The sequence below is a fragment of the Edaphobacter sp. HDX4 genome (genome assembly GCF_036877565.1).
Taxonomy (GTDB): Bacteria; Acidobacteriota; Terriglobia; order Terriglobales; family Acidobacteriaceae; genus Edaphobacter.
Genome location: NZ_JAEDXW010000018.1, coordinates 81,589 through 96,403, shown reverse-complemented (window position 1 = coordinate 96,403; position 14,815 = coordinate 81,589). Strand labels below are relative to the sequence as shown.

At 53.8% G+C, this 14,815-nt stretch carries 17 protein-coding genes; 5 read left to right on the top strand and 12 right to left on the bottom strand.

Annotated elements, in window-relative coordinates:
* The first annotated feature begins 24 nt into the window (after positions 1–24).
* Positions 25–507 carry an SOS response-associated peptidase family protein gene (locus JAO29_RS16845; RefSeq protein WP_334269417.1) on the top strand — a complete coding sequence of 161 codons (483 nt, stop codon included), beginning with the start codon at positions 25–27 and terminating at the stop codon, positions 505–507.
* Positions 508–751: 244 nt separating this feature from the next.
* Here JAO29_RS16845 and JAO29_RS16840 read toward each other — a convergent pair whose 3' ends face one another.
* From JAO29_RS16840 to JAO29_RS16810, 7 genes are all read right to left on the bottom strand, one after another.
* Complete coding sequence (locus JAO29_RS16840; protein ID WP_334269416.1) at positions 752–1,198, bottom strand: VOC family protein; 447 nt, start codon at positions 1,196–1,198, stop codon at positions 752–754.
* 154 nt (positions 1,199–1,352) lie between these two features.
* Entirely contained in the window at positions 1,353–2,216 is an 864-nt protein-coding gene (locus JAO29_RS16835) for an alpha/beta fold hydrolase (RefSeq protein ID WP_334269415.1), read from the bottom strand.
* 177 nt (positions 2,217–2,393) lie between these two features.
* On the bottom strand, positions 2,394–3,197 hold the full coding sequence (locus JAO29_RS16830) for a type 1 glutamine amidotransferase domain-containing protein (protein WP_334269414.1): 804 nt from the start codon (positions 3,195–3,197) through the stop codon (positions 2,394–2,396).
* Positions 3,198–3,420: 223 nt separating this feature from the next.
* Positions 3,421–3,693, bottom strand: a complete 273-nt coding sequence (locus tag JAO29_RS16825; protein WP_334269413.1) for a putative quinol monooxygenase — start codon at positions 3,691–3,693, stop codon at positions 3,421–3,423.
* Positions 3,694–3,789: 96 nt separating this feature from the next.
* Positions 3,790–4,500, bottom strand: coding sequence for an SDR family NAD(P)-dependent oxidoreductase (locus JAO29_RS16820; protein ID WP_334269412.1), 711 nt, complete (start codon positions 4,498–4,500; stop codon positions 3,790–3,792).
* A 66-nt stretch (positions 4,501–4,566) separates the two neighbouring features.
* Positions 4,567–5,175, bottom strand: a complete 609-nt coding sequence (locus JAO29_RS16815; RefSeq protein ID WP_334269411.1) for a cytochrome P460 family protein — start codon at positions 5,173–5,175, stop codon at positions 4,567–4,569.
* Positions 5,176–6,581: 1,406 nt separating this feature from the next.
* Positions 6,582–7,403, bottom strand: coding sequence for a hypothetical protein (locus JAO29_RS16810; RefSeq protein ID WP_334269410.1), 822 nt, complete (start codon positions 7,401–7,403; stop codon positions 6,582–6,584).
* A 286-nt stretch (positions 7,404–7,689) separates the two neighbouring features.
* On the opposite strand from JAO29_RS16810, the gene JAO29_RS16805 reads away from it, so the two are divergent.
* The gene (locus tag JAO29_RS16805) at positions 7,690–7,881 is read left to right on the top strand and encodes a type II toxin-antitoxin system HicB family antitoxin (RefSeq protein ID WP_334269409.1); all 192 of its coding nucleotides are present in this window, start codon (positions 7,690–7,692) and stop codon (positions 7,879–7,881) included.
* On the opposite strand, the gene JAO29_RS16800 is transcribed toward JAO29_RS16805, so the two are convergent.
* Both JAO29_RS16800 and JAO29_RS16795 read right to left on the bottom strand, forming a co-directional pair.
* Positions 7,878–8,828 (bottom strand): hypothetical protein, encoded by a 951-nt coding sequence (locus JAO29_RS16800; RefSeq protein WP_334269408.1) that lies wholly within the window; start codon positions 8,826–8,828, stop codon positions 7,878–7,880. The genes JAO29_RS16805 and JAO29_RS16800 overlap by 4 nt on opposite strands.
* Positions 8,829–9,017: 189 nt before the next feature.
* Positions 9,018–9,647: an SOS response-associated peptidase gene (locus JAO29_RS16795; RefSeq protein ID WP_334269407.1), complete on the bottom strand. Its 630-nt coding sequence runs from the start codon at positions 9,645–9,647 to the stop codon at positions 9,018–9,020.
* A 57-nt stretch (positions 9,648–9,704) separates the two neighbouring features.
* On the opposite strand from JAO29_RS16795, the gene JAO29_RS16790 reads away from it, so the two are divergent.
* Positions 9,705–10,622 carry a hypothetical protein gene (locus JAO29_RS16790; protein ID WP_334269406.1) on the top strand — a complete coding sequence of 306 codons (918 nt, stop codon included), beginning with the start codon at positions 9,705–9,707 and terminating at the stop codon, positions 10,620–10,622.
* A gap of 45 nt (positions 10,623–10,667) precedes the next feature.
* Here the strand turns inward: JAO29_RS16790 and JAO29_RS16785 are convergent, their stop codons facing one another.
* Positions 10,668–10,949 carry a hypothetical protein gene (locus tag JAO29_RS16785; protein WP_334269405.1) on the bottom strand — a complete coding sequence of 94 codons (282 nt, stop codon included), beginning with the start codon at positions 10,947–10,949 and terminating at the stop codon, positions 10,668–10,670.
* Positions 10,950–12,115: 1,166 nt separating this feature from the next.
* Between JAO29_RS16785 and JAO29_RS16780 the strand changes: the two genes are divergently transcribed.
* Both JAO29_RS16780 and JAO29_RS16775 read left to right on the top strand, forming a co-directional pair.
* Positions 12,116–13,024, top strand: coding sequence for an ArdC family protein (locus JAO29_RS16780; RefSeq protein WP_334269404.1), 909 nt, complete (start codon positions 12,116–12,118; stop codon positions 13,022–13,024).
* An 82-nt stretch (positions 13,025–13,106) separates the two neighbouring features.
* On the top strand, positions 13,107–13,529 hold the full coding sequence (locus JAO29_RS16775) for a ParB/RepB/Spo0J family partition protein (protein WP_334269403.1): 423 nt from the start codon (positions 13,107–13,109) through the stop codon (positions 13,527–13,529).
* A gap of 494 nt (positions 13,530–14,023) precedes the next feature.
* On the opposite strand, the gene JAO29_RS16770 is transcribed toward JAO29_RS16775, so the two are convergent.
* Both JAO29_RS16770 and JAO29_RS23605 read right to left on the bottom strand, forming a co-directional pair.
* A complete protein-coding gene (locus JAO29_RS16770; RefSeq protein ID WP_334269402.1) occupies positions 14,024–14,368 on the bottom strand; it encodes a helix-turn-helix domain-containing protein in 345 nt (114 codons plus the stop codon).
* Between the two features lie 103 nt (positions 14,369–14,471).
* Positions 14,472–14,798 carry a helix-turn-helix domain-containing protein gene (locus JAO29_RS23605; RefSeq protein WP_442886417.1) on the bottom strand — a complete coding sequence of 109 codons (327 nt, stop codon included), beginning with the start codon at positions 14,796–14,798 and terminating at the stop codon, positions 14,472–14,474.
* Positions 14,799–14,815: the final 17 nt, after the last annotated feature.

Here is a 14,815-nt window from a genome sequence, read left to right as displayed (position 1 = left end):
GAGTGCCATGAGAGATGGAAACCGATGACGCGATGGTTAGTATGGCGTGCGATGGGCCTCGCTTGCCACCCTACAACGTCCGCCGTCCACAACTTCGATTCTCAGATGCAGATAACAGGCCAATGCACGTTTCCAACTGCCATTTCGTCATTCCTAGTCTCCCAACGGATACCGCAGCTTTGGCGCGCGTCTCGGAGCGTAGCGGAGAGACGCACGCCAAAGCCTCCATTTCGGATATCGACTGTTGCTTTTCACAAGAGTATGGTCATTGACTTTCGAGCAACATTTGACCTCCGGGTCCAATTCCACATAATACCCATCCACAACCGAATGCCCGTCATCCTACACGAGGGCGACTTCGGCCGCTGGCTCGATCGCGAACCAACTCCCCAGCCTCCCATAGATCTGCTTTGTCCGTTTCCTTCCGATGAGATGGAATCTTTCGAAGTTAGCAAAGACGTAGGAAATGTCAGGAACAATTCAGCTGAATTGCTGGACAGGGCTTAGTGGGCCCACCAGCATTCTGCCTTGTGTATTGTGACGAGGATCGGCCGGGAAGAGATCATGAGAATCACGTGTACGGCGGTCGATGGGCGCATTGCCCTGAAGGCGACACTTGAGCCAAGTGTCACCTGTCCGGGAAGGCGACTCCTCGCCCGGGACCTCGCCTTTAAGAACAAAAGTAGGTCGCCTACGCCAAACTCATCTTGTTTCTGCCCGGGACTGTGAGAGTGCTTTTCCAGGCCGAGCGTTAACCGTACTTGAGATCGGTGCTCTGTCCGATCTCGATAATATATCCGTCAGGGTCGCGGATGTAGCAGCGAATCTCGCCGTACTTGGGGATCGGTTCCGTGATGAACTCCGCTCCTCGGCTTTTCCACAATTCATAGCACGCTTGAATATCCGCAACCCGGAAATTCATAAAGCTGTTGATGTGATTGGGGTCCGGGACGCTGAGCGTTACCGTCGGCTTATCCTGAGTCGGCCCGCCCCCAACGTTCAGAATCATCCAGATGTTCGCAAGCTGAAGGTACGCGGGCGCGTTGCCGTCTCCCAGGCTCAGAATCTGTGCGCCGAAGACCTTTTCATAGTAGCGAGCCGACCGCTCGATGTCGGCGACAGTGAGAAACTGCGCAATGCTAATCCCTTCTTTAGGGGGCATCTCATAGCTCTTCTGATCGATTTGCACGGTGCTCATTTATGACTCCCTTCCGATAGATAGTGCTTATCTGCTGATTCTGGTTCTTTGGTGTTCACACCTGTTGCCGAAAAGCCTGACGAGCAAGGCAAAACAATGGCGCCACGGTATCGCGCCATACCTTCGCATCGTTTGCAACCAGCACGCAGAGACCTCACCTCTGGAGAGACCCCATAAAACCCCTAACTAAGGCAGCAATTTCATCGGCCGCTGTGTCGAGAGCGAAGTGCCCACCGTCGACGATGTGGACTTCGGCGTTCGGAACATCCTTGCGATAGCTTTCGGGCTCGCTCGGGTCAAACGACGATTCGTATTTGCCCCAGACCACGAGCAGCCGCGGTTGCTTTTCGCGCATCCATGCCTGCCACTTCGGATAGGACTCCACATTGCTGCGGTAGTCGTAGAAAAGATCGCTCTGGATCTCGGCCTGGGCGGGTTGATTGAGAAAGTGAAATTCGTCGGTCCAGAGGTCCGGATCGTGACGCTCTACGTCAGGATCGTTTCCGGCGTGCCGGGCACGCGTGGTCGCGAGCGACAAAAGATTGGCCCGCAAAGCGCTCTCATTGGCAGCGCGATCAGCCCAGAACGCGCGGCGCGTGTTCCAGTTTGCCCCCAAGCCTTCGTTATGCGCGACCGCGTCTTGAACAATCAGAGCTTCCACGCGCTGCGGGTGCGCCAGGATCATGCGAAAGCCCACCGGACCACCGTAATCCTGCATGTAGAGCGTGTAGTGCGAGAGGCCGAGTGCCTCAGTGAAGTGGTTCATAATTTCGGCAAAGTGATCGAACGTGTATGCGAACCTCTTTGGGTCTGGCCAGTCGCTGTGTCCGAAGCCGGGGTAATCAGGCGCCACCAGGTGATAGTGATCAGAAAGCCTCTCTAAGAGCGGCTCAAACATCCGCGACGAAGAAGGAAGTCCGTGCAGCAGGAGAAGCGTTGGTGCATTTATAGGTCCGGCCTCTCGGTAGAAAATCGACAGGCCGTCGACCTGGATGGTGCGATAAACCACGGGATTCATTGGCAATGCCTTCCCTTCGGCCGGCGCCGAGCATGAAATCATGATCGTCGAAACGATATTGAGGAGGAGCCGACACCGGCCCCGCGCAGCCGATCGGAAAACATTCATTGTTGTCTCCGCAGTATCACTGCATCCGCGAGGGAACGATCGCCGTAGTGGTTGCAATTACCACCAATGTCAAGCGGCTGCTTTTCCCCGGTTGAGTGCCGGTAGAAGAAGTTTCAGGAGCGCTTCATCAGAGAACGGGTTCTGACCCGAGATCAACTCGCGATCCTGAAGAACGTAGCTCTTCCATGGAGCGGCTACGCTTACGTCGCCGCCCGCCGTGCGCAAAGCGAAATCCGGATAGAAGAGAACCTTGCCATGGATCTCAAGCGGTTCTCGCTGCTGCTCTTCTGCCGTCGAAAAGATGGTCATCTTATATCCGGCATAGATCCAGCCCTTGGCCTTCTCTTGCGCTCCTGCGGCATCGCCCGCCGAAAGTGCGGCGACAAACTCCTTCGAATCGGGAAGCGCCGAGAGCAGTGAAATTGGGCCGTGGCAGAGCACCGCCGTAGGCTTGGATGTCTTATGAAAGTGCTGCATCACAGTGCCGGTGTCGGGATCGTCGAGAAGATCCTCCATCGGGCCATGGCCGCCGGGGACGAAGACAGCGTCATATTGATCGAGGCCCGACGCGATGACATCTGAGATGCGACTTGGATTTTCGAGCCCGGTCAAGCTATCGCGGAACCTCATATAGTCGTTAAGCTTTTCCTCGTCTCCACCGAAAAAGTCGGGCACAGCGGAATGGAGATCTAATTGCGGAGCGTTGCCTTTAGGGTTGGCGAAAGTTATTTCGTAGCCTTCTTTCATCAGGGCGCGAACCGGAACCGTCAGCTCGTTGAGGTAGTAGCCAGCGCCGGCATATACCTTGCCATCTTTCAAAGGCAAACCGTGACCGCTCGAAACGAGCACTAAGATTTTTCCTCGTGCTGTCATATCGTCCTCCTCTTTGGAATCGAATTCTGTTCTCGTGAATATGAGCTAGTTCTGCCTCCGGAGCACTTATTTTGGCGAGAACTCGACGAGATTTCTCCGAACGCGGTCCCCTGCTTGTGCACTCTTGAGCGTCGCCAGGAATTTCTTCGTGAAATCCTGCTGTAGGTGGAAATCCTGCGCTGCCTGGGACTTGTAAACCTCGTAGAAAACAACTGCATTTGAATCATCCTTTCGCGGTGACGTAAAAAGCCTCCACCCCAGGCTCCGCCCGAACCAGCGGAAGGTAATCGCGCAATGCCTCAATGAGTTCCGCGCGCCGTTGTGGCTGAATCTTTGCTTCGATTAGCATGATCACCTTTTCGTTCGTCATGGAAGATTGCTCCTTTCGATTGTCATTAGGAAGCGGGTTCTCAGTTGGCGGCGCGGGGATCGCCTGCAACGCGCCCGCGCTTGCGATGAACAACACTGCAACCGTCGCGATTCGCGTTGCGCTCATTTGTAATTCCTTTCGATAATATGTTGGAGTACGGATGGAGTGTCCTGAGTTACAACGCCCTCGCTTATCCGGAACCATATTTGAACAATGTTGAAGCTACCGGCGGCGAGCGGGAACGGCGCCATCGACGTGAAGTATCTCTCCGCTCACATGGCCTGCGTGTGCAAGGTATAGAACGGCATCGACAATGTCCTTTACCGTCGCCTTTCTCACAGCGGGCTGCGGATTCGAGTTGTTGGGATCGTTCGGGTGCATCGGTGTATCCGTAACCCCGGGAGCTACGGCGTTGAAGCGAATGCCATCTTTTGCATACTCGACTGCGAGGTTCTGGGTTGCCGAATTCAAGCCACCCTTCGTAATCATCGAAATCGAGCTATTTTCGCCGGCGATGGGACGATCAGCAAGAGCCGCCGTAATGCTCACAACACACCCAGATTTCTGTTTCACCATCTCTCTTACCGTCCGCTGAGTGAAGTAGAAGAATCCGAGCAGATTTGTGCCGACAAGGACATCGAAGTCTTCGCGAGTGAACTCAGTGAAAGGTCTCGTCAGGAAGATTCCGGCGTTATTCACCAAGACGTCGATGGTTCCGAAGTTGTCGATTGCGGCTTCGACCGCATCGTCGGCGGTTTGCTTCTGGCTGATATCGCCATCGAGCAAAACGAGGTTGTCTGAGATAGCCAACTCTTGCTTTGCGTTACGAGAGGTTGCGACGACGTTATAGCCCTCTTTCAGAAACCCTTGAACTAAACCTGCGCCAATTCCCCCCGATGCGCCGGTGATGATTGCTGTATGTTCGCCCGACATATAACCCCTTTCATCTAAGGGTGTGGACCCAACACATCATTGCGTCGCGCCGCTCGCAGAGCTGTCTCATCGCTTCTGGTAGGGATGAAAGATGTAGTCCTTCGCTTTCACAGCCGTATGGCACGCGTTACCGCAGTCCGAGAGGCTTTTGGGGTCAGGCGTGAACTTGTCCGACGCAGCATCGTAGTTGAACACTGCGTATCCCCACCCGCCGCCGCTTTTTGGAAATCTCTTGGTGTCTTTTTCCATGACGAAAACCTGTGCAAGGCGGTCTGGCACGTCCACGACAAATGGGGCCGCGGTGCTTTTCTTTGGCTTCCACTGGATCTTCACGATCCTCGAACCCTCCGGGAAGGGCTGGCCGTTGCCGGGAACGCCGGCCTTGTACGCCTTGATCATTGCCGGACTGCCGACGATTACCTTCAACACCTCTTCGGTCCGGGCGGAAGAGACGACTGACCAGTCCTCGTATCCCTTGAAGTCAGAGAACGCGATTCCGCTCGGCGATTTCAGCGAGTACTTCTCCTGCGCGTGAACGATTGCGGCAACGAGGACGGCGAACACTGCCACGGCTGTCGCGACGCTTGCAATGCCAATGAAACGCTTTACGGAGGTGCGCGTCTTTATCTGTTCTGGTTGTTCCTGCGCGACAGCCTTCGTCAGAGGTTCAGGCATGTGTCCCCTCCTTGACCAAAAAGCCTTTCGAGCCCGATCAGTGTGTGTCCCAAAGGATTGCGAATAAGGGGCGTGCGCACGGCGTGACGACAGTCAAACCGCTGGACGATGATACCACTTCCATCCGGAAAGCCGGGCAGCCCCGATTTGGAAGATGTACGCTCCGACCATTGATCTGTGTGCATCCGGTCTCTCGCAATTGGAGACCGGCGATACAACGGACCTTGGATAACCGACCGGGAACGGCGCAACCGCCACCTTATTAGCTCCTCCTATTACGGGCTTCTCGCCAGTGATGCCTCTGGGTTGATGCCAAATCGGCGACTCACTCACCCAAAGGCTAGATAAAGATGCTGTTTTGGTGATGATTGGAGTGATGTCTGTTTCCCTCATGGAATTGCGTGAGGCGATCGGGAAGATCATGCTATCTATTCAGGCCATACGGGCCGAAGGAGATGACGGTGCGGACAGGCAGCGTAAATCCGCGTTGAGATCGACGGCACCGCGTTACACTCTGGCAGGTGTGCAAGAATTCAATGTGCGCCGACTAATTGACCTCTCTATGAAGAGTAGAACGGTGATCAGCTACGAGTTAGTCATTGACATTGGATTGCTTGGTACGTTGGCCTTTGTTGGTCTTAGGTGCTTGATCGCGCGGCGATATCGGAGGATGGGGTTAGGATCAAGGACCTTCAAATCGGTGCTGTGAAGTCGCTCGGCAGACAACTAGCGTTAGGGGTCTTAGGTGCTTTAGTTATTTCTGCCTCTGGAATCGCAATCTATTTCGTTCTAGGGGTAAATGAGCCGCAGAAGAACGCAGATCATACGCAGAAGTCCCCATCCAAATCCTCTGATACTGAAGCGCAGGCTGCTCCCCCTGTCGCCCCCGCTCCTCGTCATAATCCGCAGCGAGTCGTTCGTCCATCGACCGGCAGAGGAATACAAAAAACGAAGCCAGAAGAACCAATGAGCTCCCCACCGTCGGTGCCAACTCTTTCGGCGGTCAATAATATTGCACCGGGAGGGTTTGCTACTAGTGGAGGAAGCTTTGATCAATCCAATGATTGTGAATCCCGTTGTCGGACCGCCGCCGTTGACGGTGTCTGTTTCTAAGCCTTCTGTAAGATCTGAGGAGCCAGGAAAGGTCGCTCACACTCGCACGCAGGAAATTCGGCATCAGAACTGCCGGCAAGCTTCTGAGGTTGACTGTGCAAACGCGTGATCCTATTTTAATTGAAGCTGGCGCATACCTACGAGGGCTCAAAGAGCTACCGGATGATCTACCTGTGAGACGCGGGAGCTAGGGCGTCTCCTACAGAAATACGATGTGCTCTGGCGCAGAGTCGAAGTAGAAGACGTTCAAGGGCTCCAGCAGTGGGCATCTAGCAACATTCACCAAAAGTGCGTCAACCAGCTGTCTCAGGTGTCTCGGCCGGCAGCGTAGCCTGAAGATTGCTCGTTTCTGAGGTTTTTTTCAAACCATCAAGGGCTTCCATGAAGTCGAGGACGGGTTTGGGGACATCCAACAGTATCGTTCCGACTTCAGGACCACTGTGGTATTGAAGAACGCCAGCGAGACTTACGTACAAGAGTCCCAGACATTCCTTCCCAACCAAATCGTGCGGACTGAGTTTTTCTCTGACGCACTTGCCGGGATGAAGGAAATTACGAAATGACTGTAGCCTGCGTATAGCTTCGCGGGGATTCAGACCTAGGCTTGGTATCTCAGCTAGAGCCTCCTCCCAGCCTTCGTCTGCTGCTGCGAAGAGATTTTGTATTGAGTCGTCTATAGGGAACCAACCAACCTCTTCGCCTATGCTGACTAGCACGCCAAGTTCAATCCAATAGATGAGATCCTTGAATAGCACTCCCCGCTTCCGGTTTCTGTGGGCGAAAGCCTTCCATGCTTTCGTTTGTACAATCTGATTTTGTTGTCTAACACATGCGATTATCAAAATTGCTTCGAGCGCCGAAGTCCCGACGCAACCAGCTGCAAAGAATGCAGAGCTATCGTTGCAACGGCCCAGTTCCTCTAGGTAAAACATCGCTACTTCAATCAGCGCACAGACAGACGCAGCGCGCCGTCCACGCTCTCTGCTCAGAGGTAATCGGGTCATGAAGTCCCAGATGTCGGCGATGAGGTTATAGAGTCCCCGTTCGAGGGAATACAGAAGGGGATTCTCAACATCAAATGAAATTCTGAATCCGGTGCTGGTTCGTTCGAACATACATCGCCATAGTACCTTGCTAGACAGCTATACCCCGGACCTCAGAACATCGAGCATCCGGGGTTTTTGTTGTTTAACCTGCTGCATTCTTGTCCTCACAATGCGGAAGGCTGTTTCGCATTCAATGAGAGCCCAATATTCATCTATGGAGGAGCGCATCTGACTGAACAATAGGAATGAGGCGAAGGAGAACGGAATCACAAAGAGGTGATAACGGTGCAGAATCAGAGGATTATGTCATAGAAACTAATGCTGCATCGGGGACAAGCGCAGTAGAATGACCATCATGAACTACAAGATCGTTTACGAGCAGGAATCGGAGAATAACTGGGGAGCTTATGTTCCAGACCTTCCTGGCCTCGGTGTAGGCGGCTGCACCAAAGAGGAAGTGGAGAAGGCAATCCGTGAGGGAATCGTGCTCCACATCGATGCACTGAAAGAGCAAGGGCTCCCTGTTCCGGAGCCTTCTGGCCGCTAGTTGATATCCCGCCAGCGTTGGAAGAAAAATCGAAGTGCCATCAGCGTGAATTGAACCACGAAAAGAATTAGAAAGCTGAAGTCGATAATGTTTGGCGTTTTAGGCGCACCTCCCGTGAGGATCGTTCTAACGTCCCACAAGGCAGCAATGGTAGCGAGGGAGTTGATGAAATATGTCGAAGGCTCAGAAAGAAGGTAGACAAGTATTACTGATAAGAGCGCGATGCTTGCAAATACACAGGCCAATACCTGGAGGAAGAGCGGACGCCTCACAGAGAGCGCTACGCCTTGGTTCATCCAGAATTGTGGATCATATTGATGCTTTTGCCACGGTTTGCCACCACATAAGGTTCTGTCGAACTCCGCTCCCCATTTGCCATCATAACTTTCAAATTCGGGACGAGAAATCTCCCTTACGACCATACCGGGGAAATGGGGCAGGACTTCATAGGTTGAGTCAACAGTACCAATTGCATTTCTGTATTTGAGAAAGGCACCTCCGGCAATCTGAAAGATCACCAAATAATCATCAAATGGATAGAGGCGAGGGTCACCAATGACGCTCAAAGTGGAGTTGATATCACTCGGCTTGCTGTTAAGCAAGTCGCTCCTAACGGAATCGAATGCGGGCGGCGGCAAGCTCTGTTGATTGATCAATCTTAAGCCCGATATGGCGAAAATCGGCGAGAGGTCGGCAAGTCTTGGTTGTTGGAAATAGACGCTACATTGGGAGGCAGATAGAAGTCTGCCCGAGCAAACAAGCTCCGGGATCTGCTTGGTTACAGAAGGATCAAACAATAGGTCAGATTGATTGAAGACAGTGGAGACATGCGCTGCAATCGAAGATGTGTCGGGATCTAGGGAATCTAATGTAACGACTGTACGCATGGAGCCAAACCGTAGTGACCTTACAGCAATCCCTATGTCGGTACCCCATTTTCGAACCATGCAGTTGCGAGTTTTCCAAATAAGAGTAAGAGCACAATGAACGCAATTACAACTGCAATCATGTGTCTAGACCGACTCTTCAGGACAGCGCCAATGTGAGCTATCGCATGTTTGGTGGACACAAGCGAAGTATAGTGCAGGCTCTGACTCTAAATCGGTCTTCCAGAGAGAAAGTGTGGAAGGATTCAGTCACTGACTATTCAACGGCAGTTGCATGTTGTGATCATCCACAAGCTTTGTTTTCATCTCCTCAGCGGGCAGGATTCGCAGCAGATGTACTGGTGGTCTGTCGGATGGCGTGAACCACTCTGCATAATCCCGAGGCTCCAGAATGAGAGGCTGTCTATCGTGTATTCCCGCCATCACGTCATTGGGCTCACTGGTCAGGATGGAGAACGTCGGCAACGTCTGCCCAGCCTTGTTCTTCCATCGGCTCCAGATGCCAGCCAGAGCAAAAGGCTCCCGACCCGGTATAGTGACCTCATACTTGGGATTGTTCTTCTTGTGGATTTTGTGCCACTCGAAGAATGAGTCAGCTGGCACAATGCAACGTCTCTCCTCAAAGGAAGACTTCCACAAACCGGACTTCAGTACTGAATCAGACCGCGTGTTGAACGTGAACCGCTGGGGGAAGTTGAAGCCCCAATACATCATCGCGATATCCCGCGCTCCGTCTTCATTGAGGCAGACCACAGGCTGGACTGAGCCTGGTGCAATGTCGTCCTCAGGTGCGAAGTCAAGGTCGTCCAAGCTGACCTTTACGGCGAATGCATCAGCAATCTTCTGTTTGTCACTCTCACGACGGTAGCGGCCGCACATTGGATAATTGTCACATTGGCAATCTGGGCAGTGCCACGCGATTTTGAAAGGCAGAGCATGAGTACCAACATCGTAATGATCGACGCATCGACCTATCAGCACCTTATTGCCCGTCTGTCGGAGACGTTGGCGCAGAAGGTCATACGTGAGGGTCACAACCAGATCTCTGGTCCAACCAACTTCCAGACTGACATCTTCATCTCTATCCGGCAGGCGCAGAACACCTACAACTTCCTTCATTGGGTTCATAGCGATGAACTGCGCGCTACGGTTGGCTGGAGAGATACATACACAGTCGCCTGCGAACCACTTATTCGGAATTTGATCGATAACCTCTATACCATCACACTCCTGCTCCAAGACCCATATGGGCGCGGGCAGCAGTTTCGTGCCAGCGGTCTTCGCAAAGGTTTCCTGTATGTTGCGGCTGAGGAAGCTCGATACAAGGGAAAGCCGGAGTGGGACAAATGGATCGCAGACGGCCGCACCAAACTGGACATTCTCGTTCGGGCCACTGGCTTTACTGAGACTGAGGTTATGGACAAGAAGAAGTTCCCAGATTGGCCCACATTGGGTAAGTATCTCGCCACGTTGCCGCTCGATGCCCATAAGAAGTTCCTCGCGACGTTCACTTTCGGTCCGTGGAAGCAGTATTCGTCTGTGGCGCACGGTGGACCGGAAGGCCTTCATGAGGTGGGAATGTTTCTGTACCGAGATGGTCATCTCCATGAACAACGCCAGCTCATCGATGACGCACACGACCGCACCATGTCCCTGCACATGATGAGGGCAGCCATCCTGCTACTGGCGATTTGCACTGAGGTTCAGGTCGTGTATAAGTTCAAGGACGACGGCGCACGCATCAATGAGCGCATCATCGAGTCCTGGCAGGCGCTCCAGCCCGCGATGGAAGCGAAAGAGATTTATGACGAGCACTATGAGCAACTAATGAAGGACAACGGCATTATGAAGTGAGGCTCTTGAGAAGCGTCGGCAATTTCTGTAATTGGCAGCTCGACCCTAATCCTTCCAACTCCCACCAAATCGCCCTTGCACCTCTGCAAGCTCATACCTGTTGGGAAACTCCACCGTCTCGCCTGCACGGAGCCTGCCCACGATGTGCTTGGCCAATTCAGGAGAGACAACCTTACTGAAGTCGCTCTCAAATGTGCCCACATTTACAGACCACCATTTGTGCGTCTGCTCCTCAGAGGCAGCAACGAAAGTGACGGTCTCCAGATGGCCTCTGAACTCGCCCTCCCGCAGAAGGAAGGGAACTGCCACAAGTTTGTAGGTTTTCATTTCTGATTCAACCTCTCTGGCACTCGCCTGAACACCCTGTTGTATACCTCATGGGCAAGATCCACGGATTCCTCTATAGCGTGGATTGTTGGAAGCACCCGCACGCTGACCTGCTTCTCTCTGGCCAACCGCATACCTGCTATCAGGCAGGCACCGAGATAGACCATGTTGCGGTTGATCCTCGGGAGGTGTGCGTCTGGGTCGAATATGAAACGAGTATATAGCGAACAAAAGACGAACCTGTCTTTCTCAATCCGCTTTATACAAGACATACAAAAGTGGCTTTCACCACTGCAGCGGAGAGGAGCCTGCCTTTCTGGCTAACGGCGACATCTTTATTGGAGCGTGCACGAGAACGGCCTTGCAGCAAGCCAGATGTTGAGAGAGGCCGCACAGCAATTTTGGCAAGCCCGCGATCCCTCGACATAAGCCTTGACGTATCAGTGGGATAAACAGTGAAACCAAAACTAGAACATGACTAGGAGAACCCGATGGCTGATTATTTTGCAAGAGTTGAACTGCATGGCGCTCCCTGGCGTGATACAGCTCCGCAGCTTGGCAGCTCTTTGCACCCTTCAAGGATCAAGCCGATTTTTGTTGAGATCGGAGGGCCGCTCTCTTGGCCCTCCACCCAATGGCCATCAAGAGCGAAGTCCAGATCGGAATCTCAGGTCGGCGACGTCGAACTCGCCGAGTTTCAGATCCACTTTGTACGCGGCCGGACGTGAAATGCCGTACTCGTGGCACAAGTCCGTCAGCGACATTTCTCCTTCTGATTGCTCGACAAAAACTGCAAACGTTGATCCATGATCCGACTCTCTTTCCAGGGCATACCGCATCATCGTGCGTAGACCGAAGCTGAGGACCATCGGGGCTCCGCTTCGCTGTAACGGGTGTCTCCGGTCTGTTTGTAACGCAAGTGCGAAGTACACTCAGGAGCTCCGCCCCTCGCGCCCGCAAGAGGTATCCCCAGGCTTCCGCGCTTCGCTTGTGCAGCCCTTCGCCCTTCCACTCTCGCTTCGCTTCGTTCCAAGGGTGGGAGATCCCCCTCCTCTTGCGCTTGCTACCCCCCGCCTTCGCCAGGAGGCGTTCGGCATGTATGTACACGCCGCCGCCCGATTTAAGGGCAAAGGCCAGTGCAACAGCCAGCCCAAGGAGGAGCACCCATGAACACCACCGCCGCAGCCGTCAACAAGTCCATCGCCAACACCAACAAGCAGCAGACCGCGAAAGAAGTAATCGCGGCCAACGTACAAGCCCTGATCGAGCAGTTGGAGGAGGGACACTCCGACGCCCTCGCCGCCTACCTCACCGCGATGGGACGGTTTCACAATTACAGCTTTGGCAACATTCTGGAAATTGCGCGGCAGAAGCCGGACGCAACCCGCGTAGCTGGCCTCTATGCGTGGAACCAGCTTGGCCGCAAGGTCATGAAGGGCGAGCGGGGCATCCGCATTCTCGCTCCCATGATCGGGATTCGCCGGAAGAAGGACGAGGAAGCCGAGAAGGATATCCGCACTCAGAATCAGGCCGTTTTGGTTGGATTCCGGGCCGCCTATGTCTTCGATGTGAGCCAGACCGAAGGAGCGGAACTTCCAGAATTCTCGGAGCGCGTCTCCGGCAGCGCCGGAGAGTACCGCGACCGCCTTGTGGATTTTGTTATCGCTCAGGGCATCGCACTGGAATTTAAAGAGAGCATCGCCCCCGCCCTTGGCATGAGCTACGGCGGTAAGATCGCGTTGCTGCCGGGCCAGTCTTCAGCCGAAGAGTTCTCAACCCTTGTGCATGAACTGGCCCACGAGATGTTGCACAATGCCGAACGCCGCACCGCGACCACCAAGACCGTACGCGAAACAGAGGCTGAGGCAGTGGCCTTTGTAGTCGGAAAGACCATAGGCCTTCAGACGGGCAGAGCATCGGCGGATTACATCCACCTGTATCACGGCAACGCGGCTCTGCTCACCGAAAGTTTGGAAGTGATCCAGAAGACTTCTGCCGTCATTCTCTCCGCAATCGAAAAGCCCGCAGCAGAGACAGCCGAAGAACCGGAGCCGGAACTGGCACAAGCCAGCTAACCGCGACTTTGAAGACGCGGACGGCCCCGCGCCGTCCGCTCAACTTCCCCGCACGTTTCAACCGCTCAAAGGAGAGCAACTCATGAACACGAACACGGCGACTGAATACCGCAACCTCCCCCTTGCTGTCCTCACCGAATCCGTCACCAACCCGCGCCGCATCTTCGAGGATTCCGCTCTCCAGGAACTGGCCGAAAGCATCCGCAGCCAGGGCGTTCTCCCTCCATTACTCGTGCGGCCTCTCACTGATCAGAGCTTCGAGATTGTCGCCGGAGCCAGACGTTATCGCGCCGCACAGATGGCGGAAGCGCCAACCGTTCCCGTCCGCATCGTCAACCTCACCGACGCCGAGGCATTGGAGGCGCAGCTAATCGAAAGTTTGCAGCGCCGCGACGTTCACCCGCTGGAGGAGGCGCAGGGATTAAAAGCCCTGCTCAACTTGGAAGACCCCAAGTACAGCATCGAGCAGATTGCTGCGAAAGTTGGAAAAACACCAGGCCGCTAAGCCGGAGCCGAAACCAGCGATGAAATCAAGGCGAGCCGCTTAACAAGTCCTGAATAGATTGGACCTGCCTCTGGGCAGGTCCATTTTTCTTGGCTCTCACCCGTCTTCCACCCTTCAGGTTGCTTCCGCCTTTCGGTGGAGCGCCCATGTCTTGCCCGCCCCGACGGGTTCCCAGAGACATCTTCATTCGATTGGCGGTTCGATCTCCGAAGAGTCTAGGATCCGCCGTAATTCAGACCTTATAATCCCTTCGTCTCGGGCAGGCTCTCGAAGCAAGCGCTTGCGGGAGTTGTGTGAAAACATTGCGTAATCAAACTCAAAGAGGGTGATTCGGTCTTCTCCAGTTTCGAGCCTGTCATGGTACATGAGATGCTTCCGCGTGTGACAAGCGAGGCAGCTATCTCAACAGGTCACCGTCAACCTTTGGCTTGCAAGGAGCGAGCGTCTTCGCCGTAATGCGAAGGGCGTCCTGAACACTCGCCCCATCAACTCACCTAGTCTCTTTCTTCACCCATAAGAAGAAGCAGACGATAGAACTTGCGAAGCATCTTTGTGTCGGCAGAGTCGAGCATACGCTGAATTCTGGCTTTGATTTCATCAGAACTCTCAGCTAACCCGTCGACGAATAGGAGATCGTCAACCGTAACATCTAGGGCTAAAGCTATTTTCGCAAGTACATCGAAGGGAACGGTTTTAACCCTACCTGTCTCGACCCGGCTGATGTAGTTGTATGCACGCCCGATCCTCTCCGACAACTGCTCCTGCTTGAGTCCCTTGGCATTCCGCAGCAATACCAAGCGAGCACGAAACTGCTTGCCGTCAAGAGGGTGAAGGCTCATGTAGTTTCAGGATCGAGAATGTCGCCTTCGTGCTGAAGTACATAACCAGTACATTTAAATTGACTGGCCGTACCGTTTGGCCGAATATAGGGACATAACGAGGCTAGGAGCCTCCTTTGGGTGATGTCGATCCCTTTCTCTTCATCGCCTGAGCCGTTTCATCCATTGGGAAAGCGAAGAAACGGGAGTTCTTGGTTCTTTCAATGAGAGTCTGTGGCTCGACTCCGACTCCCTTGGCAACACGAAAGATCGTTCTAAGACTTGGACCCTGTATGCCGCGTTCCAGATCACTGATGAATGTCCGGTCCAAGCCCGTGACCTTATATAAGGTCATCTGCGAAATTTTCTTCTTCAAGCGGGCCTTACGCATTTCGTCCCCAAAGGCTCGTTCAACTCCAGCCCGAGGTTGAATTTGTTTGCGTTTAGCCATCACACTTTTTATGGTCA

Excerpts from the sequence above, each read along its gene's own strand:
- JAO29_RS16770 (WP_334269402.1), bottom strand. The coding sequence starts at position 14,368 with ATGAGCCTTCACCCTCTTGACGGCAAGCAGTTTCGTGCTCGCTTGGTA.
- JAO29_RS16815 (WP_334269411.1), bottom strand. The coding sequence starts at position 5,175 with ATGCCTGAACCTCTGACGAAGGCTGTCGCGCAGGAACAACCAGAACAG.
- JAO29_RS16795 (WP_334269407.1), bottom strand. The coding sequence starts at position 9,647 with ATGTGCGGCCGCTACCGTCGTGAGAGTGACAAACAGAAGATTGCTGAT.
- JAO29_RS23605 (WP_442886417.1), bottom strand. The coding sequence starts at position 14,798 with ATGGCTAAACGCAAACAAATTCAACCTCGGGCTGGAGTTGAACGAGCC.
- JAO29_RS16805 (WP_334269409.1), top strand. The coding sequence starts at position 7,690 with ATGAACTACAAGATCGTTTACGAGCAGGAATCGGAGAATAACTGGGGA.
- JAO29_RS16785 (WP_334269405.1), bottom strand. The coding sequence starts at position 10,949 with ATGAAAACCTACAAACTTGTGGCAGTTCCCTTCCTTCTGCGGGAGGGC.
- JAO29_RS16825 (WP_334269413.1), bottom strand. The coding sequence starts at position 3,693 with ATGAGCGCAACGCGAATCGCGACGGTTGCAGTGTTGTTCATCGCAAGC.
- JAO29_RS16775 (WP_334269403.1), top strand. The coding sequence starts at position 13,107 with ATGAACACGAACACGGCGACTGAATACCGCAACCTCCCCCTTGCTGTC.
- JAO29_RS16835 (WP_334269415.1), bottom strand. The coding sequence starts at position 2,216 with ATGAATCCCGTGGTTTATCGCACCATCCAGGTCGACGGCCTGTCGATT.
- JAO29_RS16845 (WP_334269417.1), top strand. The coding sequence starts at position 25 with ATGACGCGATGGTTAGTATGGCGTGCGATGGGCCTCGCTTGCCACCCT.
- JAO29_RS16820 (WP_334269412.1), bottom strand. The coding sequence starts at position 4,500 with ATGTCGGGCGAACATACAGCAATCATCACCGGCGCATCGGGGGGAATT.
- JAO29_RS16780 (WP_334269404.1), top strand. The coding sequence starts at position 12,116 with ATGAACACCACCGCCGCAGCCGTCAACAAGTCCATCGCCAACACCAAC.
- JAO29_RS16840 (WP_334269416.1), bottom strand. The coding sequence starts at position 1,198 with ATGAGCACCGTGCAAATCGATCAGAAGAGCTATGAGATGCCCCCTAAA.
- JAO29_RS16830 (WP_334269414.1), bottom strand. The coding sequence starts at position 3,197 with ATGACAGCACGAGGAAAAATCTTAGTGCTCGTTTCGAGCGGTCACGGT.
- JAO29_RS16790 (WP_334269406.1), top strand. The coding sequence starts at position 9,705 with ATGAGTACCAACATCGTAATGATCGACGCATCGACCTATCAGCACCTT.
- JAO29_RS16810 (WP_334269410.1), bottom strand. The coding sequence starts at position 7,403 with ATGTTCGAACGAACCAGCACCGGATTCAGAATTTCATTTGATGTTGAG.
- JAO29_RS16800 (WP_334269408.1), bottom strand. The coding sequence starts at position 8,828 with ATGGTTCGAAAATGGGGTACCGACATAGGGATTGCTGTAAGGTCACTA.